We start from the raw sequence: 19,101 nt of genomic DNA on the forward strand, positions 1-19,101 counted from the left end.
CAGTACTTCGACGACGAGGCCCGTGAGAACGTCGAGAAGTTCATCCAGGGCGACGTCGAGCGCTGATCGGGCACAGCAGCTCAGTGAGCCGCCCCCGGCGCACGGCGCATTCGGGCAATGCGGCACACCCGGGCCCTCCGGGGCCCTACCGTGGTATTGGTGGCGCGCAGATCTTGCCGTACGCGTACGTGAAGGAGCAACCGCCCATGGACCGTGGCACGCCGGAGCCCGTTCCCGCCCAGCGGCGAGCCCTCCCGGGGCGGATCCCCCTCGCGGTGGCCGTCGTCGGGATGTCCGGGCTGGTGACACACTGGAGCACCGGCGCCCGCAAGCTGTTCGGCACCACCCGGGAGGAGGCCGTCGGCACCCCCGCGGCCGACCTCATGCCCATCAGCGGCGCCCTGCTGGCGGACACCGACGGCGGCGCCCCCGCCCTCGGCTACCCCAGCTGCGGCCGGGCCCGGTTCACCCGCCCCGGTGACGGCCCCGCCGACATCGTCTGGTGGGCCTACCCGCTGGTCGGGCCCGGCGCCGAGCGGCTGCTCGTCCTGGCCTCCGACGCGGCACCGCTGCCCACCGGGGCCCAGGGCCGGGTGGCCCCCGGCTTCGCCCCGCACACTGACTTCCCCGGCGGTGACGCCCTCGCCGGGCGGCTGCCGGACATCCTGCCGGGCATGGGCCCCGCAGCGAGCGGCGCCATAGTGTCCCAGGTCCTCGAACTGGGCTACCTCGTCCTGGAGATCAGCCGGCGCGAGCGGATCCCCGTCACCCCCGACTGGGGCATGCCCAAATACGTCGAGCGCCGCGCCCGGCGGGCAGCGGCGCCGGAAGCCGCCATGGCCGTCCCGCCCGCCGGTGCGGAGAGCGACGCCCCCGACCTCGAACACGCGGCCGTACGCGAGCGCCTGGAGTTCCTCAACGAGGTCAGTGGCGGCATCGGCACCTCGCTGGATCTGGAACGCACCATCCGCGAGGTCACCAGCGCCGCCGTACCCCGCTTCGCCGACTTCGCCGGCACCCACCTGCGCGCGGCGGTCCTCGCCGGCGAGGGCTTCCCCGACGGCCCGCCGAACGTCACCACCGTCTGGCACCGCGTCTGGGTCGAGCACAACGACGAACCGGGCCGCTGGGACGACACCGTGCCCGTCGGCGAGGCCATCGCCTTCCCCGAGCACACCCCGTTCTTCCGGTGCATGGTCAGCGGCGAGCCGGTGCTGATCCCCCGCGTCAGCGAGGAGATGGGCAACCGCATCGCCGCCCAGTTCGAGAAGCGGGACCTGCGGCCCCTCATCAACGGCAGGTCCATGCTGATCGTGCCCCTCAAGGCGCGCAACGTGGTCCTCGGCTTCATGGTCCTCATGCGCCGCGACGGGCGCGAGCCCTTCAACGACATGGACCGCACCACCGGTGCCGAACTCGCCGCCCGCGCAGGTCTCGTCCTCGACAACGCCCGCATGTACACCTACCAGGAGAACGTCGCCGACACCCTCCAGGACAGCATGCTCCCGCAGCTCGCCCCGCGCACGGCCGGCTGCGACACCGCCACCCGCTACCTGCCCGGCTCCCGCCTCGGCCGGGTCGGCGGCGACTGGTTCGACACCATCAAGCTGCCGGGCTCCCGCACCGCCCTCGTCGTCGGCGACGTCATGGGCCACGGCCTGAACTCCGCCGCCATGATGGGCCAACTGCGCACTGCCGTACAGACCATGGCCGCCCTGGACCTGCCGCCCGAACGGCTCCTGCGCAACCTCGACGACCTCGCCCAGCGGCTCGGCGAGCACTACCTCGCCACCTGCCTCTACGCCGTCTACGACCCGATCCGCTCCGAGCTGCGCATCGCCAACGCCGGGCACATCCCGCCCGTCCTCGTCCGCGCCGAGGACGGCCGCAGCGTGCTGCTCGACCTGCCCACGGGCGCGCCCATAGGGGTGGGCGGAGTGGCCTTCGAGGCGGCGACGGTCGCGGTGGCGCCCGGCGACCGCATCATCCTGTGCACGGACGGCCTGGTGGAGGTCCGCGGCCAGGACATCGGCACCGGCCTCGCGGCCCTGTGCGAGTCCGCCGCCCACCCGGCCGCCTCCATGGACGACGCCTGCGACACCATCATCCGCGCCCTCAACACCGACCAGGGCCGCAAGGACGACGTGGCCCTGCTGATGGCCCGCCTCAACGGCGTCCCACCGGAGCACGTCGCCGAGTGGCACCTGCTCCGGGAGCCCGCCGAAGTGGGCCGCGCCCGCCGGCTCGTCCGCGAGCAGCTCCTGGCCTGGGGGCTCGCCGACGCCGTCGCGACCGGCGAGCTGCTCGTCAGCGAGATCGTCACCAACGCCGTGCGGCACACCGAATCCCGGCGGCTGGGCCTGCGCCTGGTCCGTACGGACACCCTGCTGTGCGAGGTCGCCGACGAGGACCACGCCCTGCCGGCGCTGCTCGGCACGGGGCACCATGACGCATCCGGCCGCGGGCTGCGGGTGGTGAGCAGCCTGGCGCAGGAGTGGGGAGCGAGCCACACGGGAAGGGGAAAAGTGGTGTGGTTCGAGCAGACCCTGGGAGCGCGCGCGTGACGGAATGCCGGCAGTACACCGAGGGCTGGGAAGGCTTCTGGCGGGAGACCTCGGACGCCCCGGGCGAGGCCATCTGGGACTCCGACCCGTCGCTGACGGCCGCCCCGCACCTGGCCCTGTTCGCGCCGTACGCCACCGCACCCCTGCCCGTCGTCGACCTCGGCTGCGGCAACGGCACCCAGACGCGCCACCTGGCGACGCGCTTCCCGCGCGCGGTCGGCGTGGACCTCTCGCACGCGGCGGTCGACCACGCCCGGCGCGCGGATCCGTCCCGGACCGCGGAGTTCGAGCAGTTGGACGTCGCGGAGGCGGCGGCGGTCCGGGCCCTGCACGAGCGCCTCGGTGACAGCCATGTGTATCTGCGCGCCGTGATCCACCAGTGCCGGCCCGAGGACAGGCCCGCGGTCGCGGCAGCGGTCGCCGAGCTGGTGGGCAGCGCGGGGCGGGCGTTCGTGGTGGAGCTGACGGGGGAGTCGAAGGAAACGCTCCGCCAGGTCGCGGAACAGCCGGGCGGACCGCCCGAGAAGCTGCGGCGCGTCCTCGCCCACGGGCTGCGGCCCGCGGAGGCGGCACCGGGCGAGGTGGCGGCCCTGCTGAGGGCCGCGGGCCTGCGGGTCCTGGCCGGGGGCGGGACCAGCTTGGCGATGACGGAGACCCACCCGGACGGCCGCCTGATCGAACTGCCGGCGGAGTGGTTCGTGGTGGAACGGGGTCAGAGGTCGGTGCCCTTGGGGGCGCGGTAGCAGCGGGAGTCGACGTCGACCGTGATCAGTTTCGGAAGGTTGCCGGACCTGGTCCTGGCCCACTCGACGCGGATCGAGTGGTGTGTCTTGCGGTTGACCGCCACGATCTCCGGATTCCGGGCCTCTGACTTCGTCAGGCCGTCCTCGGTGATGTCCCAGCCGTGCTGCGGCAGCTTCTCGCGGAGGTTCTGCATCGCTTGCTCGAACGTCCCGGACTTCAGGTCGTAGACGGACCAGGGATGGCTCACGCTGTAATGCGTCGTGAAATCGGGATCGACGGCGTCACAGGTGCCGGCCATGGCCCCGGACTCGGTGACTTTCCCCTTGACGCCCATCCAGTCGAGCAGCTGGCTGGAGATCGCGTTGACCTCCTCCTCGGCCGGTTTGACGGCGCGCACTTCGGGTTCGTAGCCGAGCTTGTCGCTGTCGCTGTTCACCGATGAGCATCCCGTCAGGATCAGTGCGGCCGCCAGGGCGGTGGCCGGCAGGGAAAACCGTCGGGCCGCGAACACCGGCCCGGAGCGCAGCTCACTCAAGTGTCACACCTTTGTAGTCGCCGACGATGACGCGTGCCTGGTTCTTCAGGCTGACGGAGGGGGTTCCCTTGTCGTCCATGTTCCAGTAGCCGCCGTGGTCGGGTGCGTCGGACTTCATCACGCGCCCACCGAACTCCTTGTCCGTGGGAATGACGTTGTCGCCGCCGAGTCCCATCTTCCGGCCGCCCTCACGGACGAACCAGTCGTCGTAATTGTCGGCCTTCTGCGCCCACATGTGGTCCGGCTTGATACCGAGGTCGGCGGCACGGTGGGCCTGCATGCCGGGGCTGCCCGCCGCGATCACGTCGTCGGCGGCCAGCGGGCCTTCCGGCCAGTGGCCGGACTTGGCCCCGTCGCCGATGACGGTGCTGCCGTAGCTGTGCCCGATCAGCGTGGTGTGCGCGGCGTTCCCCGTGGCCGACTGGTGGGCGGCCTTGTTGCCGTCGAGGAACTCCCGGAGATCGGGGCCGCCCTTCGCCGCGTAATGATCCCTCGTGGCGTTGGCGAGGGCGTCCGGGGCGTCGTAGTCGAACCAGGTGATGGTCGCGATGTCGGAACCGGGCTCCAGACGGTTGCTGGCCCGCCACAGCTTCACGCCGCGGTTGAGGTCACCCTCGATGCTTCCCAGGTGCGTCTTCGTGCCCGGCACGTAGAGGGCCGTGTGGTCGGCGGTGTCGGGATTGCCGTTCGCCAGAATGACGCGGCCGTCCCCCTCCGGATGGAAGCCGAGCAGATATGCCTCGGGGATTCCCTCTTTGCCGCCGGTGCTGTCGAGACGCTTCTGGATGGCTGCCATTCCGTGCAGCGCCTGGCGTAATTGCTCCCGCTTGTCCCCGTACTGGCGATCCCATTTCAGCCACTCGGCGCTGGGCCGTGTGATGTCGCGGATCGTGATGAACTTCTCGGGTTCCTTCGGTATCGCATCCAGCTGCTTGCGGTACTGGGCCTGCTTCTCGTCCAGCAGGGTGCGATTGGCCTCATCACGCACGGCCGCGGGAAGGCCGTTCAGCGCGCCGACCGTCGCCGGGTGCACCGATACGTAAGCCGACTTCTCCTGCTCCGAGAGTTTCTTCCACCAGTCGGCGTTGGCCTCCGGGCCGCCGTCCTTGGGCGGGGCCTTGATGTGGTCCAGGTAGGACTTCGCGCCGTCGCGGACGCGGCCCATGTCCGACTGCGCGTCCGTCCAGTCGCCGCCGGAGACCGTCAGGTCGTCGTCGGCCCGCAGGGAGCGCAGCTTCGGAGCCCATTTCTCATCGGCCTCGGTTGCTTCCTTGAGGGCCTCGGAGATCCGGTCGGCGCACTCCTGGGCGGCGGCGAAGTTCGGGTTGGGGTCGAAGTGCGCGGCCTGCCGGTTGATCGCCCGGGCCGTGGCGTCCGTGGTCCCCCTGGCCGTGCCGCCCTTCGGGGTCTTGCCGTCGGTCTTCTCGCCCCCTTCCGGGTAGCTCACCGAACCGTCGGCGCCCACCGTGAACTTCCGGGACTCCGCTTCCTCCACCGCCCGGTCGAGCTTCTTCTTCGCCGCCTCGACATCCGAGGCGAACGCGTTCAGCGCAGTGCTTATCAGACCGCACTCGACCTGCACGTAATGGAAGTTCTTCGCCAGCTCCCGGAGCTGGAACAGCGCCGCGTCGGCGGCCTTGCCCTCCAGTGTCTTCCGCATCGAGGCGGTGATCTGGTTCTCTATGCCGGCCTTGGCCTGGTCGGCCATGTCGCCCGTGGTGCGGTAGGAGTCCGCCGCGTCCGTGTACTCCGACTTCTTGAACGCCTTCAGCGCCGCGTAGTCCATGGGCCAAGATCACCGGCCCCCGGCCCGGCCGCCGACATCCGGGGTGTCCTTGTAGCGGTTCTTCATCTCGTCGAAGGCTTCCATGATCTGCTGGTCGCCCTTGTACTGGTGGTTGCCCGCCTTCTCCAGGCGCTCCTTGAGCGCGGCGCACCGGCCGGCCATCCCGTCCAGGTAGCGCTTCCAGGACTGGTAGACCTCCCGCTGGGCCGCGGCACTGTGCACGCCCTGCGCGCCCGTGCCCTTCTGCCCTTGCTCCAGCGCGGTCAGCGCCTGCTTGACGTTCCCGCCGAGCCGGCCGACGCCGTCCCCGGCGGTGTTCCAGGCGTTCTTGCCGGACTTCACCCCGCCGGAGGCGCTCTTGTCCCAGCCGGGCGTGCCTCCGGTGCCGGCGAGCTGCATCCCGTCACCGGCCGAGGTCTCGTGCTTGAGCTGCGCCCACTCCGACGCGAAGGAAGCCATTGTTCCGGTGCCCTGCTCTTCCTTCTCGCTCTGTGCTCTGACGACAGGGGAACCCTAGGCAGGAGATCTACTCATGAACATGAGTACGAGTACTCATGTTCATGAGATATGGCCCGTCAGGCCGACGGCCACGTCGCACAGGCGCGCAGGCCGTACAGCAGCGGTGCCGAGGCCGTCGGTGGTGGTCACCACGGCCACTCCGCCGGGGTGGGAGGCCATCAGGGCGCGGAAGCCGTCGGGGTCGACGGTGGTGAGGGCGCACGGCCCGCCGGGCGCGGGCAGGGTCCGGTCGGGTGCGGTCGTCATGGTGGAGTCCTCACGTGGTCGCGGTACGGGTGCCGGCCGCGGTGACGGCGATGCCGGCGAGGCACAGCACCGTCACCACCCCGGCGAAGACGCAGGCCGCCGTCATCAGCGTGCCGTTGGCCAGCAGGACGGCCACTCCGATGACCGGCAGGGTCAGGCCCAGGTAGGCGGCGACGAAGTAGCTGGAGACCAGCTCCGAGACACGGCCGGGTGCGGCGTGGGCGGTCACCAGCGCCAGGCCGGACTTGAAGGAGGTCCCCGCGCCCGCCCCGCCGACCAGGGAGCCGCACAGGAAGACGGCGAGCGAGGTGGTGGACAGGCCCGTCACGATCAGGGCGAGCCCCAGCGGCACCCCGGCCATGCCCGCCGTCAGGCCGGTGCGCGGCGGCAGGCGCACCGCGAACAGCTGGGCCGCGCCCGCGGCGCCGAACGCGCTGAACACCACCAGGCCGACGGCGAGGTGGCTGTGGTTGTGCAGGCCCTGGACGAGGAAGTTGCCCGACAGGGAGGCCAGCAGGCCGAGCAGGGCGAAGGACGCGAAGACGGCCACCGCCGCCGCGGCGAAGGGGGCGCGCGCGGCGGGTGGCACGCTCAGCCGCTGCGGGCGGACCCGCCCCTTGCGTGCGGCCACGGTCTCCGGCAGGACGGCCAGGGCGAGCCCCGGCAGCAGCAGGGCGGTGACGACGGCGTACGGCAGCACGGTGGGGGAGGGCGCGTACGCGACGAGCACGCCGGACAGCAGTGACCCGCTGCCGAGGCCGGCCATGTTGGTGACCGAGGCGATCAGCGCGGCCCGGGGCCGGTCGGGGTGCAGCTCGCCCAGATAGGCGGTGGCGGCACCGGTCGTCAGGCCGACGGAGACCCCGCAGAGCAGCCGCCCGGCGAACAGGCCGGGCAGGTTCTCGCACGTCATGAACACGGCGCCGCTGAGGGCGGCCACGGCCAGCGCGGGGGCGAGGGTGGCCCGCCGCCCGATCCGGTCCGACAGCCCGCCGAACACCAGCAGGGCGGCGACGATGCCCACCGCGTAGGCCGCGAAGACCAGGGCGACGACCGGCGGGGACAGGTGCAGCCGCTGCGCGTACAGGGAGTAGACGGGCGTCGGGACGGTGCCGTCGGCCATCACCACCCACAGGACGTAGGTGACGACGGGGACGGCGGCGTGCGGGGCCCGCGCCGCGCCCGGACCGGAGGCGGGGCCGCCCGCCGGGGCGGCCTTGCGCTGGACGAAGGCCCTCACCAGCTGAAGGCCGTCGCGTCGTAGAGGTTGACGCCGAGCGCCGCCTTGCCGAGGTACTCCAGGCACTCGTCCGGCTTGGCCGGCATCACGGAGGCGAACGACGCCTCGCGCAGCAGCCGTTCCAGGGGCATCGACCGGCTCACCGCGGCCGACCCGCAGATGCGGACGGCGTCCTGGGCCAGCGCCGGGCCGACCTCCCCGACGACGTACTTCGCGGCGTGCACGGCCGCGTTGGCGTCCACACCGCCCCGCCCGGCGTCGATCCGCGCGCCCGCCTCGTTGACGAGCGCCCGGGCCGCGCTCAGCCGCGCCGACATCCGGCCCAGCTCCCGCTGGAGCACCGGCGAGGCCGCCCGGTCCGGCGAGGAGGCGACGTGGTCGCGGGTGAAGCGGAAGACGGCCTCGGCGATGCCCAGGTAGGCACCCGTGTAGCCGGAGATCATCCAGTGCGGCTCGCGCACCAGTTTGTACAGCGACATGCCCTCGACACCGAGGAACAGCCGGGAGCGCGGCACCGTCACCGCGTCGAGGACCATGCCCGCGGTACTGGTGCCGTACATCGCCGAGAGGCTGTGCACCTCGCCGAAGCCGACGCCCGCGTCGTCGGCGGCCACCACGAAGTGGGACACCTCGCCGCTGCCTTCGGTCCCCTCGGCGCGGGCCGCGACGACGTAGTAGTCGGCGACGCCGGCCAGGGAGACGAAGGACTTCTGGCCGGTGATGACGTAGGAACGCCCGTCGCCGGTGGGGCGGTAGGTCGTCCGCACGCCCCTGAGCTTGGCGCCGCTGCCGGCCTCCGAGGTCGCGGAGGCGAAGATCTTCCGGCCGTGGATCACCTTGTCGAAGAGCCAGGAGCGGAAGGTTTCCGCGGCGGGCGGCAGCGGGGTGCCGGCCGATTCGCAGAGGGAGCCGATGGCGACGTTGTGCATGTTGAAGCCGAGGGCGGCGGCGCCGTTGTGGGCGCCGAGCACGGCCAGGACCCGGGAGTACCCGGCGAAGCCGAGCCCGGCCCCGCCGGCCTCGCGCGGCACGAGCAGCCCCAGCAGGCCCGCGTCGCGCAGGATCCGGTACGTCTCGTGGCCGGTGGAGCGGCCCGCGTCCACCTCGGCGGCGAGCGGCGCGAGACGCGCGCCGGTCTCCTCGGCGAGGGCGAGCAGCGAGTCGAGGTCGGTGGGCAGCGGCTCGCCGGCCGGTGAGCCGGCGGGCAGCGGTGCGGTGGACAGGGGCAGGGCCATGACGGGCCTTTCGGGGCTCAGTTCTCGACGGGGAGGCCGAATTCGCGGGCGACCCCCACGCGCAGCAGGTCGTTGGGTCCGGCGTAGGTGAGGGCCGCCATCGGGCTGTGCAGGTCGGCGGGCAGTTCGGAGTCGGCGATGAAGGCCCGGACCCCGGAGAGGGCGGTGGCGTGTCCGGTCAGCCGCACGTAGTCCTCCGAGACGGAGATCTTGGTGAGGGCTGCCTCGGCGGACAGCCTGCGGGTGGGCGTCCCCGCGTCGAGCCGTGCCGCCATGCCGTACAGCAGGCTCCGGGAGCGGTGCAGGGCGAGCGCCATGTCGCTGAGCCGTGCGGCCACCTGGTGGCTGGAGCCCATCCGGCGGCCGAAGTGACCGCGCTCGGACGCCCAGTCGGTGACGCGCTGGAGCGTGCGGCGCATCGGGCCGAGGGCGTAGCCCAGCAGCAGGGCCCGCTCCCAGGTGGTGGTGGAGGAGAGGACGGCCAGCCCCGAGCCCTCCCCGCCGATCAGGGCCGACGCGGGCAGGCGCACGCCGTCGAAGACCAGCTCCCCCATGGGCACGCCCGGCAGGGCGGTCTTGGCGAACGGCTCGGCGCGGGTGACGCCGGGGCGCTCGACGGGGAAGAGGAACGCGGAGAGCGCGAACGGCGAGCGCCCCTCGTCGGTCCGGGCGAAGACGAGTGCCAGGTCGGCGACGGGCGCGGCGGTGATGAACGTCTTGGCGCCGTCCAGCACGTAACCCTCGCCGTCGCGGCGGGCCCGGGTGTCCATGGACAGCGGGTCGCTGCCGCCCTTGCGCTCGGTCAGCGCGTGGCACAGCAGGACCCGCCCGTCCTGGACGTGCGCGACGGACTCCCACGCGTCCCGCGGCAGCACGGCGCGCAGCGGGTACTGCATGCCGAACACCTGGGAGGCCAGGGCGTAGACCACGCCCGGGTCCGCGCCGGCCAGGCCGATGCCCTCGATCATGGCGAGGGAGCGGGTGACGGGCCCCGGCGCGTCACCGCCCGCCGGCTCCGGGGGAGCCAGCCGCAGGACCCCCAGGCCGGCGAGGGCCTCCCACTGGTCGCGGAAGTCCTTGCCGGCCGACCGCTCGGCGAGCGGCCGGGCCAGGTCGCGGTACTCGTCCACCACGGCCTCGGTGCCGGCGGGGCCGGTGCGCAGCAGGTGGTCGGTGGCGGTCACAGTGCCGCGCTCGCGCGGATGCCCTCCAGCACCGACCACAGGGCGTTCGGGCTGCGGAAGTTCGCGGCGACGATCTCGGTGTCGGGCAGGACGAGGCCGGCCTCGGAGTCCAGGGCGGTGACGATCTGCATGATGGCGAGGGAGTCCAGCAGGCCCATCTCCAGCAGCGGGGTGTCCGGCTTCAGCTGCTGGGGGTCCTCGCCCCGCCCCCAGGTGATCTTGCTGCTGATCAGGGCGCAGAGGTCTTCGACGGTGTTCACGGGTGGCTCCTTCAGTGGGTGCGCCGGGTCGCGCGCGGGCGTCGGCGGGAGTCAGGCGGTGGCGAGCGTGCGGCGGTCGACCTTGCCGCGGGCGTTGACGGGAAGGGCGTCGGTGGGGACGACGCGGTCGGGCAGCATGCGCAGGGGGAGGGCCTCGCGCAGTCCGGCGAGAACGGCCTCGGCGGTCTCACCGGTGCGGGCGTACGCCCAGATCTCGCCCTGGTGGTCCCCGTCCTTGGCGACGACCGCCGCGGCGGTGACGCCGGGCAGCGCGAGGACGGCGTTCTCGATGTCGAGCAGGTCGATGCGGTGACCGCGCCGCTTGACCTGCGTGTCGCGCCGGCCGCGCAGGAACACCCGGCCGTCGGCGGTGATCCGGCCGATGTCGCCGGTGGCGTACGCGCGGCGGGCGACGCCGTCGCGGAAGACGACGGTGCGGGTGGGGTCGGTGAGGGCCCCGTCCTGGAGGTAGCCCTGGAAGACGGTGGCCCCGGCGACGTGGATCTCGCCGTCGCCGTCGGTGGGGGCGCCGTCCTCGTCGAGCACGTCGACGACGTCGCCGTCGACGGCCCGGCCGATCGTCGCCTCCTGGTCGGCCGTCCAGTCGGCCGGCACCCGGCTGTAGGTGCACACGTTGGTCTCGGTGGGCCCGTAGAGGTTGTAGAAGGGGACGTCGCCGAGGAGGCGGAGGCAGTGCTCCAGCGGGCGCGGTGCGAAGGGCTCGCCGGCGAAGGCCGCGACGCGCAGGGAGGGCGGGACGCGCTCGGCCAGGCCGCCCTGTTCGAGCATCCCCTGGTAGAGCGAGGGCACCGCGTAGAAGGCGGTGATCTCCTGCTCGTGGAGCCAGCCCACGACGTCCCGGGGGAAGGCGCGCAGCACGTCGGGCATCAGGACGGCGCAGGCGCCCGCCGCGGCCGTGCTGAACAGGTCGAAGGTCGTGAGGTCGAAGGTGAGCGACGCCTGCGAGCCGACCCGGTCCGTCTCCCTCAGGCCGAGCTCCGCCGCGGCCCACAGGGCGAAGTGGGCGACGTTGGCGTGGGAGAGCAGCACTCCCTTGGGGCGGCCGGTGCTGCCGGAGGTGAAGAGGACGTAGCCGCCGCGGTCGGTGGGCGCGGGCAGCGGGGCGGGGCGGTCGGCCAGGGGGAGCGTGCGCACCCAGTTCAGGCCGTGGCCGAGGGTGCCTTCGGCCGGTGCGGGGGAGCCGGACGCCTCTTCGGCGGCCCTGCGGCAGCCGGCCAGGGCCCGGTCGGAGGTGAGCAGCAGCGAGATCCCGCCGCCGCGCACCATGTGCGCGGTGCGCGCCACCGGGTCGGCGACGTCGAGCGGGGCGACGACCGCACCGGCGCGCAGCCCGGCGTAGATGCCGAGGACGGCTTCGGGCCCCTTGGGGGCGTGGACGCCCACCCGGTCACCGGGCTCCACGCCGACCGCGACCAGTTGGTAGGCCAACCCCTCTACGGCGGTGTCGAGTTCGGCGTAGGTCCAGGTACGCCCTTGGGTGACGAGCGCCGGCCGGTCGGGATGGCGCTGTGCGGACGCGGTGAGCAGGGCGTCCAGGCGGATGTCGGCGGTGTCGCTCATGGACGTGCCTCCTGGTGCGGCGGGCGCGTGCCGGGCCCGGGGGGTTCGGAGAGTCCGGGGAGTTCGGCGAGGAAGGTGCGGACGGCCTCGATCACGTCGTCGGGCCGTTCCAGGTGCGGGGTGTGGCCGCAGCCGGCGGGCTCCAGGCGCCGCACGGGTCCGGAGACGGCGCGCTCGGCCGCGTCGAGGTGGGCCGTGGTGCCGTACTGGTCGCGGTCGCCCTGGACGAGGAGCACGGGGGCGGTGACCGTGGCCAGGTCGTCCTCGATGTTCCAGTCGCGGAACCCGGGGGAGAGCCACACCCGGCTCCAGCTGTCGAAGACGGTCCGTGGGTCCTGGTGGTAGAAGGCCAGCTCCCGGGCGAGGATGCCGGCGTCGTAGGAGGTGCGGGCGGCCTCGATGCCCTGGAGCGTCTCCTTCTCGACGAAGAGGTGCGGGGCCATCGCGACGGCCGCTTCGACGGGGTGGGCGGCGGCGTGCAGCAGCGCGATGGAGGCGCCGTCGCTGTGGCCGACGAGGACGGGCCGGCGCATCCCGAGCCGGTCGAGGAGCTCGGGCAGGACCTCCTGGGCCTCCTCGTGCAGGTAGCGGGGCGAGCGGGGCAGCCGGGCGGGCCCCGAACCGCCGTAGCCGTGCCGGGAGAAGACCAGGGCGCGGCGCCCGGTGACGGCCGCCAGGCGGGCGGGGAAGCGCCGCCACATGGCGACGCACCCGAGCCCTTCGTGGAGGAAGACCAGGGGGGCCGCCGCGGGGTCGCCGTCGAGGACGGTGTATTCGACGGGGCCGCGCGCCAGGTCGATGGTGGGCATCGGCTACCTCACCCCGCGAGCGGGAGACGGGCCGGGGCGGGACGGGGCGAGGCTCCCGGTGCCCGCCCCCGGCGTGCTGTCGCCGGTGTGCGGGGCCGTCCAGGAGGAGAGGCCGGGGCTCTCGCGGTCGCAGATCCGTCCGGTGCGCAACGGGTCCTCGGGCACGGTGTGTCCTTGCTGTGAGTGTGCTGTGGGCGCCAAGGGAAACGCCGCACTTGGCGCGATCGATGCTTGCTCATGCCATTGGTGTCGTCAACTACTTTTTGTTTGCGTCAAGTTGAGCGAAATGAGGGATGAACGGAGGTAAACTGCGCCGGACTTCCGGAATGCAAAATTCCGTTGCGTCGGGGGTGGTTGTGTCGACCTGGCGAAATGCGGAACCGGGTGTCTCGGGTGCGGCCGCGAGTAAAGAAGTTGCCAAGTTATATGAAAATCAGATGCGTTGGGTGGAGGGGTGCGGAACCCGCCTCGTCTCACCGGCAGTGAAGGGCGACGAGGCAGGTCAGGCGATATGCGAACGGTGACGCCACCCGGGGGTGGTGGTCATTCGGCGGCGGTTGGCGGGGAAACCGCACGTCGTCATGGCCGACGCGGCGGATTCCTCGACGAGGGCCGCGGGATTCCCGGCGTTCACCCGAATGCGACGCGGCCCGGCCGGTCGCGCCTCGCCGGTGGGTGCGCTGAGCAAGGGCCCGGGAAGGGGCCGGGAAGAGTCCGGGAAAGGTCCGGGAAGGGTCCGGGCAGGGGGCGAGGTAATAGCCCCCGGGGAACCGCTCGCGATGAGTCCCGTCAAGGCGGCCGGGGCGTTTGCGGCGGCCCTCCGCGTGACACCGGTGACGGCGGATCCACCGGCGGCGGAAGGGGCCGTTGCGCCACCCGGGTCGACCTTGATGGACGTGGGCCTCCGGAGTTATCCACAGGTCTGGCCGGGGTGTTCGGCGGCGCGTAACGTGACGAGGCATGAAGATCCTCATCTCCGCGGACATGGAAGGCGTCACCGGCGTCACCTGGCCTGCCGACGTGCTGCCCGGCGCGTCGCAGTGGGAGCGCTGCCGACACCTGTTCACCTCCGATGTGAACGCGGCTGTCGCCGGATTCTTCGACGGCGGCGCCGATGCCGTGCTCATCAACGAGGCGCACTGGTCCATGCGCAACCTGCTGCTGGAGAAGCTGGACGAGCGCGCGGAGATGCTCACCGGGAAGCACAAGACCCTCAGCATGGTCGAGGGGGTGCAGCACGGCGATGTGGACGGGGTCGCCTTCGTCGGCTACCACGCGGCGGCGGGCGCCGAAGGCGTGCTCGCGCACACCTATCTGGCGAATTCCCTCACCGGCGTGTGGGTGGACGGCACGCGCGCCAGCGAGGGGTTGCTCAACTCTCTGGTCGTGGCGGAATACGGTGTGCCCGTGGTGCTGGTGACCGGTGACGACCGGACCTGCGAGGACGCCAAGGGGTATGCCCCCGAGGCGCGTTCGGTCGCCGTGAAGGACTATGTGTCGCGGTACGCCGCCGTGTGCCGCACCCCGGCGCGGACGGCCGCCGACATCCGGGCCGCGGCCCGGGAGGCGGTCCCCCTCGCGGTGCGGTACGAACCGGTCCGCTCCGGGCCGTTCACGATGGAGCTGGAGTTCGACGCCGAGCATCTGGCCGGGGCCGCCACCTGCGTCCCCGGTGTCGAGCGGAGCGGGGAGCGCCGGGTCGCCTACACCACGCCGACCATGTACGAGGGCATTCGATGCTTCAAAGCGGTCACGACCGTCGTGTCGGCCGCGGTGGAGGAGCAATATGGCTGACGCCGAGGCCGGGCGGGTGGACGCGCGGGCACTGGACGAGGTGGTGCGCTTCACCTCGGAGCTGATCCGGATCGACACGACCAACGCCGGTGACGGGAACTGCCGGGAGCGCCCGGCGGCGGAGTACGTCGCAGGGCTGCTCGGCGAGGCCGGGGTGGAGCCGCTCCTGCTGGAGAAGGAGCCGGGCCGCACCAGCGTCGTCGCCCGGATCCCGGGCACCGACCCGGGGGCGGCCGCGCTGCTGGTCCACGGCCACCTCGACGTGGTGCCCGCCGAGCCCGCCGACTGGTCCGTCCACCCCTTCTCGGGCGAGGTCCGCGACGGGGTGGTGTGGGGCCGCGGCGCGATCGACATGAAGAACATGGACGCGATGGTCCTGGCGGTCGTCCGCGCCTGGGCGCGGGCCGGGGTCCGCCCCCCGCGCGACATCGTGCTGGCCTTCACCGCCGATGAGGAGGACTCGGGCGACGTCGGGTCGGCCTTCCTCGTGGAGGAGCACCCCGAGCTCTTCGAGGGCTGCACCGTGGGCATCAGCGAGTCGGGCGGGTACACCTTCCACGGGGACGGCGGGCTGCGGCTGTACCCGGTGGCGGCGGGCGAGCGCGGCACGGCCTGGCTCACGCTCACCGCGCGCGGCACCGCCGGCCACGGCTCGAAGGTCAACGCCGACAACGCCGTCAGCCACCTCGCGGCGGCCGTCGCCCGGATCAGCGAGCACCGGTGGCCGGTGCGGCTGACCCCCACCGTGCGGGCGGCGCTGCGGGAGATCGCGCGCCTGTACGGCATCGACGCCGACCCGGAGGAGCCCGGCTTCGACGCCGATGAACTGCTCGCCAAGCTGGGCCGGTCCTCCGCGCTGGTCGCGGCGACCGTCCGCAACAGCGCCGCCCCGACCATGCTGGACGCCGGTTACAAGGTCAACGTCATCCCGGGCCGGGCCGTCGGGCACGTGGACGGGCGGGTGCTGCCGGGTACGGAGGAGGAGTTCCTCGCGACGCTGGAGGAGCTCACCGGCCCCGCCGTCAGCTGGGAGTTCCACCACCGCAACACCGCGCTCCAGGCGCCCGTGGACGCCCCGGTGTTCGCGCGGATGCGCGCCGCAATCGAGCGCTTCGACCCGGAGGGTCACGTGGTGCCGTACTGCATGTCCGGCGGCACGGACGCCAAGCAGTTCGCCCGGCTGGGCATCACCGGCTACGGGTTCTCCCCGCTCCGGCTGCCCCCGGGCTTCGATTACCAGGCGCTGTTCCACGGCGTCGACGAGCGGGTACCGGTGGACGCGCTGCACTTCGGCATCCGCGTGCTCGACCATTTCCTGATGGACCGTCCCAAGGAGGCGTAACAATCATGGTGTCCACGGCGCCCTACGGAGCCTGGCAGTCCCCGATCGATGCCGAGCTCGCCGCGTCGCACGACAGCAGGCCGCAGGCGGTGGGCGCGGTCGGCGACGAGCTGTGGTGGGTGGCGTCCCGCCCCGCGGAGCAGGGCCGCAGCACCCTGGTACGGCGGCGCGCCGACGGCAGCGAGGCATCGGCCCTGGCCGCGCCGTGGAACGTCCGCAACCGCGTCTTCGAGTACGGCGGCCGTCCCTGGGCCGCGGTGGCGCGGGAGACGGGCGGCCCGCTGGTCGTCTTCACCCACTTCGCCGACCAGCGGCTGTACGCCTTCGAGCCGGACGCCCCGGCGGGCCCGGCCCCCAGAGCGCTGACGCCGCTCTCGCCGGTCGGCGGGGGGCTGCGCTGGGCGGACATGGTCCTGCGCCCGGAGCTCGGCGAAGTGTGGGGCGTGCTGGAGGAGTTCACCGGTGACGCCCCCTCCGACGTCCGCCGGGTGATCGCGGCCGTCCCCCTGGACGGCTCGGCGGCCGGTGACCGCGGCGCGATACGGGAGCTGACGGACGACCGGCACCGCTTCGTCACCGGGCCCCGGCTCGCCCCGGACGGCCGGCAGGTGGCCTGGCTCGCCTGGGACCACCCGCGCATGCCGTGGGAGGGCACCGAGCTGAAGACGGCCCGGGTGACCGACGACGGCCGCTTCGAGGGCGCGCGCACGCTCATGGGCGGGCCCGCGGAGTCCGTCGCCCAGGTCGAGTGGGCCGCGGACGGCACGCTGATCGCGGCCACCGACCGCAGCGGCTGGTGGAACCTGCACCGCGTCGATTCCGCCACCGGGACGAGCGTCAACCTCTGCCCCCGCGAGGAGGAGTTCGCGGGCCCGCTGTGGGCGCCGGGCCTGAGCTGGTTCGCGCCGCTGCCCAGTGGCCTGATCGCCGTCGTCCACGGCAAGGGGGCCGCGGTCCTCGGCATACTCGACCCCGAGACCGGGGAGCTGGTCGACGCGGCCGGGCCGTGGACGGAGTGGGCCCCGACGCTCACGGTCAGCGGCACCCGCGCCGTCGGTGTCGCCGCGAGCCCCCGCAGCGCGTACGAGGTGGTGGAGCTCGACACCTGCACCGGCCGGGCGCGCGCCGTCGCCGCCCCGCACACCGACCGGGTGGACCCCGCGTACTACCCGGAGCCGCAGATCCGCACCTTCACCGGGCCCGACGGGCGGGAGATCCACGCCCACATCTACCCGCCGCACAGCCCCGACCACACGGCGCCCGCCGACGAGCTGCCGCCGTACGTGGTGTGGGCGCACGGCGGCCCCACCTCCCGGATGCCCCTGGTGCTCAGCCTGGAGATCGCCTACTTCACCTCGCGGGGCTTCGGGGTGGCCGAGGTGAACTACGGCGGTTCGACGGGGTACGGGCGTGCCTACCGCGAACGGCTGCGGGAGCAGTGGGGCACGGTCGACGTGGAGGACTGCGCGGCCGTGGCGGAGGCGCTCGCGGCGGAGGGCACCGCCGACCGCGCCCGGCTGGCGATCCGCGGGGGCAGCGCGGGCGGCTGGACGGCGGCGTCCTCGCTCGCCGCCACCGGGCTCTACGCCTGCGCCACCATCCGCTATCCCGTGGTCGACCTGCTGACGTGGGCGAAGGGCGGCACGCACGACTTCGAGTCGCACTACCTGGAGAGCCTGATCGGCCCCTTCGCGGAGGTGCCCGACCGCTACCGGGACCGCTCGCCGGCGCAGCGGGCGGGCCAGGTCTGTGCGCCCTTCCTCCTGCTCCAGGGCCTGGACGACCCCATTTGTCCCCCCGAGCAGAGCGAGCGGTTCCTGGAGGCGGTCGCGGGGCGCGGGGTGCCGCACGCCTACCTCACGTTCGAGGGGGAGGGGCACGGCTTCCGGCGCACGGACAGCCTGGTGCGCTCGCTCCAGGCGGAACTGTCCCTTTACGCCCAGACCTTCAAGGTGAGCGCGCCGGGCATACCGGTGCTGGAGCTCAAGGGGTGACCGGCCGCGCGAGCGGCGCGCCGGGCGCTTGAGGGGCGCGTAGGGGCGGTGCCCGTACGGCGGGTGACGGGCCGTCGTGCCCGGCGGGCCGGCCGGCGCGCCCCTGGGCGAGCCGGAGTGTGCGCGGGGGCGCCCCCCTATAGGCAAGAGCCTCAGGTTAGCCTAACCTAAGCCCTATGTTGGTGCCTGCTGTGCGGGGGCTCGGCAGGTCACCCGCCCGCCCGGCCGGGTCCTTCCGGTCGAAACGGTCATGTAAGGTAAGCCTTACCTTACTTTGAATGGAATCGGGGGAACCGTCGTGCAGCAGTCAGAACTCGCCGGCCGCGTCGCGCTGGTCACCGGCGCAGGTCAAGGCATAGGCGAGGCCGTGACGCGCGCTCTCGTCGCCCGTGGAGCACGGGTCGCGGCCCTGGACCGGACCCCGGACGGCATCAAGGACCTCGAAGCCGAATTCGGCTCCGACACCGTCACCGCCCACACCGCCGACGTCGCCGACGCCACCGCCGTCGAAGCCGTCGTCGACGAGGTCGAGCGCACCCTCGGCCCGCTCGCCATCCTCGTGAACGTCGCCGGGGTGCTGCGCACTTCCCCCGTCATCGACATCACCGACGAGGAGTGGAACCGCACCTTCGCCGTGAACTCCACCGGCGTCTTCCACACCTCCCGCGCCGCCGCCCGCCGGATGAGCGAGCGCCGCAGCGGCTGCATCGTCACCGTCGGCTCCAACGCCGCCGGCGTGCCCCGCACCAGCATGGCCGCGTACGCCGCCTCCAAGGCCGCCGCCACCATGTTCACCAAGTGCCTCGGCCTGGAGCTGGCCCGCAGCGGCGTCCGCTGCAACGTCGTCTCGCCCGGCTCCACCGACACCGCCATGCAGCGCGGCCTGTGGGCCGACGAGGAAGCGCCCCGGCGCGTCATCGAGGGCGACCCCGCCAGCTACCGCGTCGGCATCCCCCTCGGCCGCATCGCCGACCCCGCGGACGTCGCCGACGCCGTCACCTTCCTGGTCTCCGACCGCGCCCGGCACATCACCATGCACGACCTCTACGTCGACGGCGGCGCCACCCTGCGCGCCTGACGCCACGTCGCACCGGCGCCCGGGCCCGAGCGCCCGGGCCCACCGCGGCCCCGCACATCGCCGCACGGCGGACCCGCGGCGCCCGGCCCCACCCCGCACCAACCACCCCGCACCACCGCCCGGCGACCGGCCGCCCCACCCGGCCGGCCCGGCCCACCAGGCCCCTTCGCCCCGCGACCCGCGAGCCGCC

At 73.1% G+C, this 19,101-nt stretch carries 16 protein-coding genes; 6 read left to right on the forward strand and 10 right to left on the reverse strand.

The window, feature by feature from the left end; genetic code table 11:
• Positions 1 to 206: 206 nt before the first annotated feature.
• Both ABZ951_RS04760 and ABZ951_RS04765 read left to right on the forward strand, forming a co-directional pair.
• Positions 207 to 2,564, forward strand: a complete 2,358-nt coding sequence (locus ABZ951_RS04760; protein WP_344096060.1) for a SpoIIE family protein phosphatase — start codon at positions 207 to 209, stop codon at positions 2,562 to 2,564.
• A complete protein-coding gene (locus ABZ951_RS04765) occupies positions 2,561 to 3,307 on the forward strand; it encodes a class I SAM-dependent methyltransferase (RefSeq protein ID WP_344096062.1) in 747 nt (248 codons plus the stop codon). The genes ABZ951_RS04760 and ABZ951_RS04765 overlap by 4 nt, the downstream gene beginning before the upstream one ends.
• Here the strand turns inward: ABZ951_RS04765 and ABZ951_RS04770 are convergent.
• The 10 genes from ABZ951_RS04770 to ABZ951_RS04815 all read right to left on the reverse strand — a co-directional run bounded on the left by ABZ951_RS04770 (position 3,277) and on the right by ABZ951_RS04815 (position 12,703).
• A complete protein-coding gene (locus ABZ951_RS04770; RefSeq protein ID WP_344096064.1) occupies positions 3,277 to 3,843 on the reverse strand; it encodes a hypothetical protein in 567 nt (188 codons plus the stop codon). The two genes, ABZ951_RS04765 and ABZ951_RS04770, sit on opposite strands and share 31 nt — an antisense overlap.
• Positions 3,836 to 5,629, reverse strand: a complete 1,794-nt coding sequence (locus ABZ951_RS04775; protein ID WP_344096066.1) for an alpha/beta hydrolase — start codon at positions 5,627 to 5,629, stop codon at positions 3,836 to 3,838. The genes ABZ951_RS04770 and ABZ951_RS04775 overlap by 8 nt, the downstream gene beginning before the upstream one ends.
• A 9-nt stretch (positions 5,630 to 5,638) precedes the next feature.
• Positions 5,639 to 6,088, reverse strand: a complete 450-nt coding sequence (locus tag ABZ951_RS04780; protein ID WP_344096068.1) for a hypothetical protein — start codon at positions 6,086 to 6,088, stop codon at positions 5,639 to 5,641.
• 99 nt (positions 6,089 to 6,187) lie between these two features.
• Entirely contained in the window at positions 6,188 to 6,394 is a 207-nt protein-coding gene (locus ABZ951_RS04785) for a hypothetical protein (protein ID WP_344096070.1), read from the reverse strand.
• Between the two features lie 10 nt (positions 6,395 to 6,404).
• Positions 6,405 to 7,634, reverse strand: coding sequence for an MFS transporter (locus ABZ951_RS04790; RefSeq protein ID WP_344096072.1), 1,230 nt, complete (start codon positions 7,632 to 7,634; stop codon positions 6,405 to 6,407).
• Entirely contained in the window at positions 7,631 to 8,869 is a 1,239-nt protein-coding gene (locus tag ABZ951_RS04795) for an acyl-CoA dehydrogenase family protein (protein ID WP_344096074.1), read from the reverse strand. The genes ABZ951_RS04790 and ABZ951_RS04795 overlap by 4 nt, the downstream gene beginning before the upstream one ends.
• A 17-nt stretch (positions 8,870 to 8,886) precedes the next feature.
• The gene (locus tag ABZ951_RS04800; protein WP_344096075.1) at positions 8,887 to 10,053 is read right to left on the reverse strand and encodes an acyl-CoA dehydrogenase family protein; all 1,167 of its coding nucleotides are present in this window, start codon (positions 10,051 to 10,053) and stop codon (positions 8,887 to 8,889) included.
• Positions 10,050 to 10,313 carry an acyl carrier protein gene (locus ABZ951_RS04805; RefSeq protein WP_344096077.1) on the reverse strand — a complete coding sequence of 88 codons (264 nt, stop codon included), beginning with the start codon at positions 10,311 to 10,313 and terminating at the stop codon, positions 10,050 to 10,052. The genes ABZ951_RS04800 and ABZ951_RS04805 overlap by 4 nt, the downstream gene beginning before the upstream one ends.
• Positions 10,314 to 10,364: 51 nt before the next feature.
• Positions 10,365 to 11,894 (reverse strand): amino acid adenylation domain-containing protein, encoded by a 1,530-nt coding sequence (locus ABZ951_RS04810; protein ID WP_344096079.1) that lies wholly within the window; start codon positions 11,892 to 11,894, stop codon positions 10,365 to 10,367.
• The gene (locus ABZ951_RS04815; protein WP_344096081.1) at positions 11,891 to 12,703 is read right to left on the reverse strand and encodes an alpha/beta hydrolase; all 813 of its coding nucleotides are present in this window, start codon (positions 12,701 to 12,703) and stop codon (positions 11,891 to 11,893) included. Before ABZ951_RS04815 ends, ABZ951_RS04810 begins: the two co-directional genes overlap by 4 nt.
• 960 nt (positions 12,704 to 13,663) lie before the next feature.
• On the opposite strand from ABZ951_RS04815, the gene ABZ951_RS04820 reads away from it, so the two are divergent.
• The 4 genes from ABZ951_RS04820 (at position 13,664) to ABZ951_RS04835 (ending at position 18,911) form a co-directional block, all read left to right on the forward strand.
• Positions 13,664 to 14,497, forward strand: coding sequence for a M55 family metallopeptidase (locus ABZ951_RS04820; RefSeq protein WP_344096084.1), 834 nt, complete (start codon positions 13,664 to 13,666; stop codon positions 14,495 to 14,497).
• Positions 14,490 to 15,839 (forward strand): M20/M25/M40 family metallo-hydrolase, encoded by a 1,350-nt coding sequence (locus tag ABZ951_RS04825; RefSeq protein ID WP_344096086.1) that lies wholly within the window; start codon positions 14,490 to 14,492, stop codon positions 15,837 to 15,839. Before ABZ951_RS04820 ends, ABZ951_RS04825 begins: the two co-directional genes overlap by 8 nt.
• Positions 15,840 to 15,844: 5 nt before the next feature.
• The gene (locus tag ABZ951_RS04830) at positions 15,845 to 17,833 is read left to right on the forward strand and encodes a prolyl oligopeptidase family serine peptidase (RefSeq protein ID WP_344096088.1); all 1,989 of its coding nucleotides are present in this window, start codon (positions 15,845 to 15,847) and stop codon (positions 17,831 to 17,833) included.
• Between the two features lie 298 nt (positions 17,834 to 18,131).
• On the forward strand, positions 18,132 to 18,911 hold the full coding sequence (locus ABZ951_RS04835; RefSeq protein ID WP_344096091.1) for a 2,3-dihydro-2,3-dihydroxybenzoate dehydrogenase: 780 nt from the start codon (positions 18,132 to 18,134) through the stop codon (positions 18,909 to 18,911).
• The last annotated feature ends 190 nt before the right edge of the window (positions 18,912 to 19,101 follow it).

Source organism: Streptomyces sp. NPDC046215, from assembly GCF_040646215.1.
Taxonomy (GTDB): Bacteria; Actinomycetota; Actinomycetes; order Streptomycetales; family Streptomycetaceae; genus Streptomyces; species Streptomyces stramineus.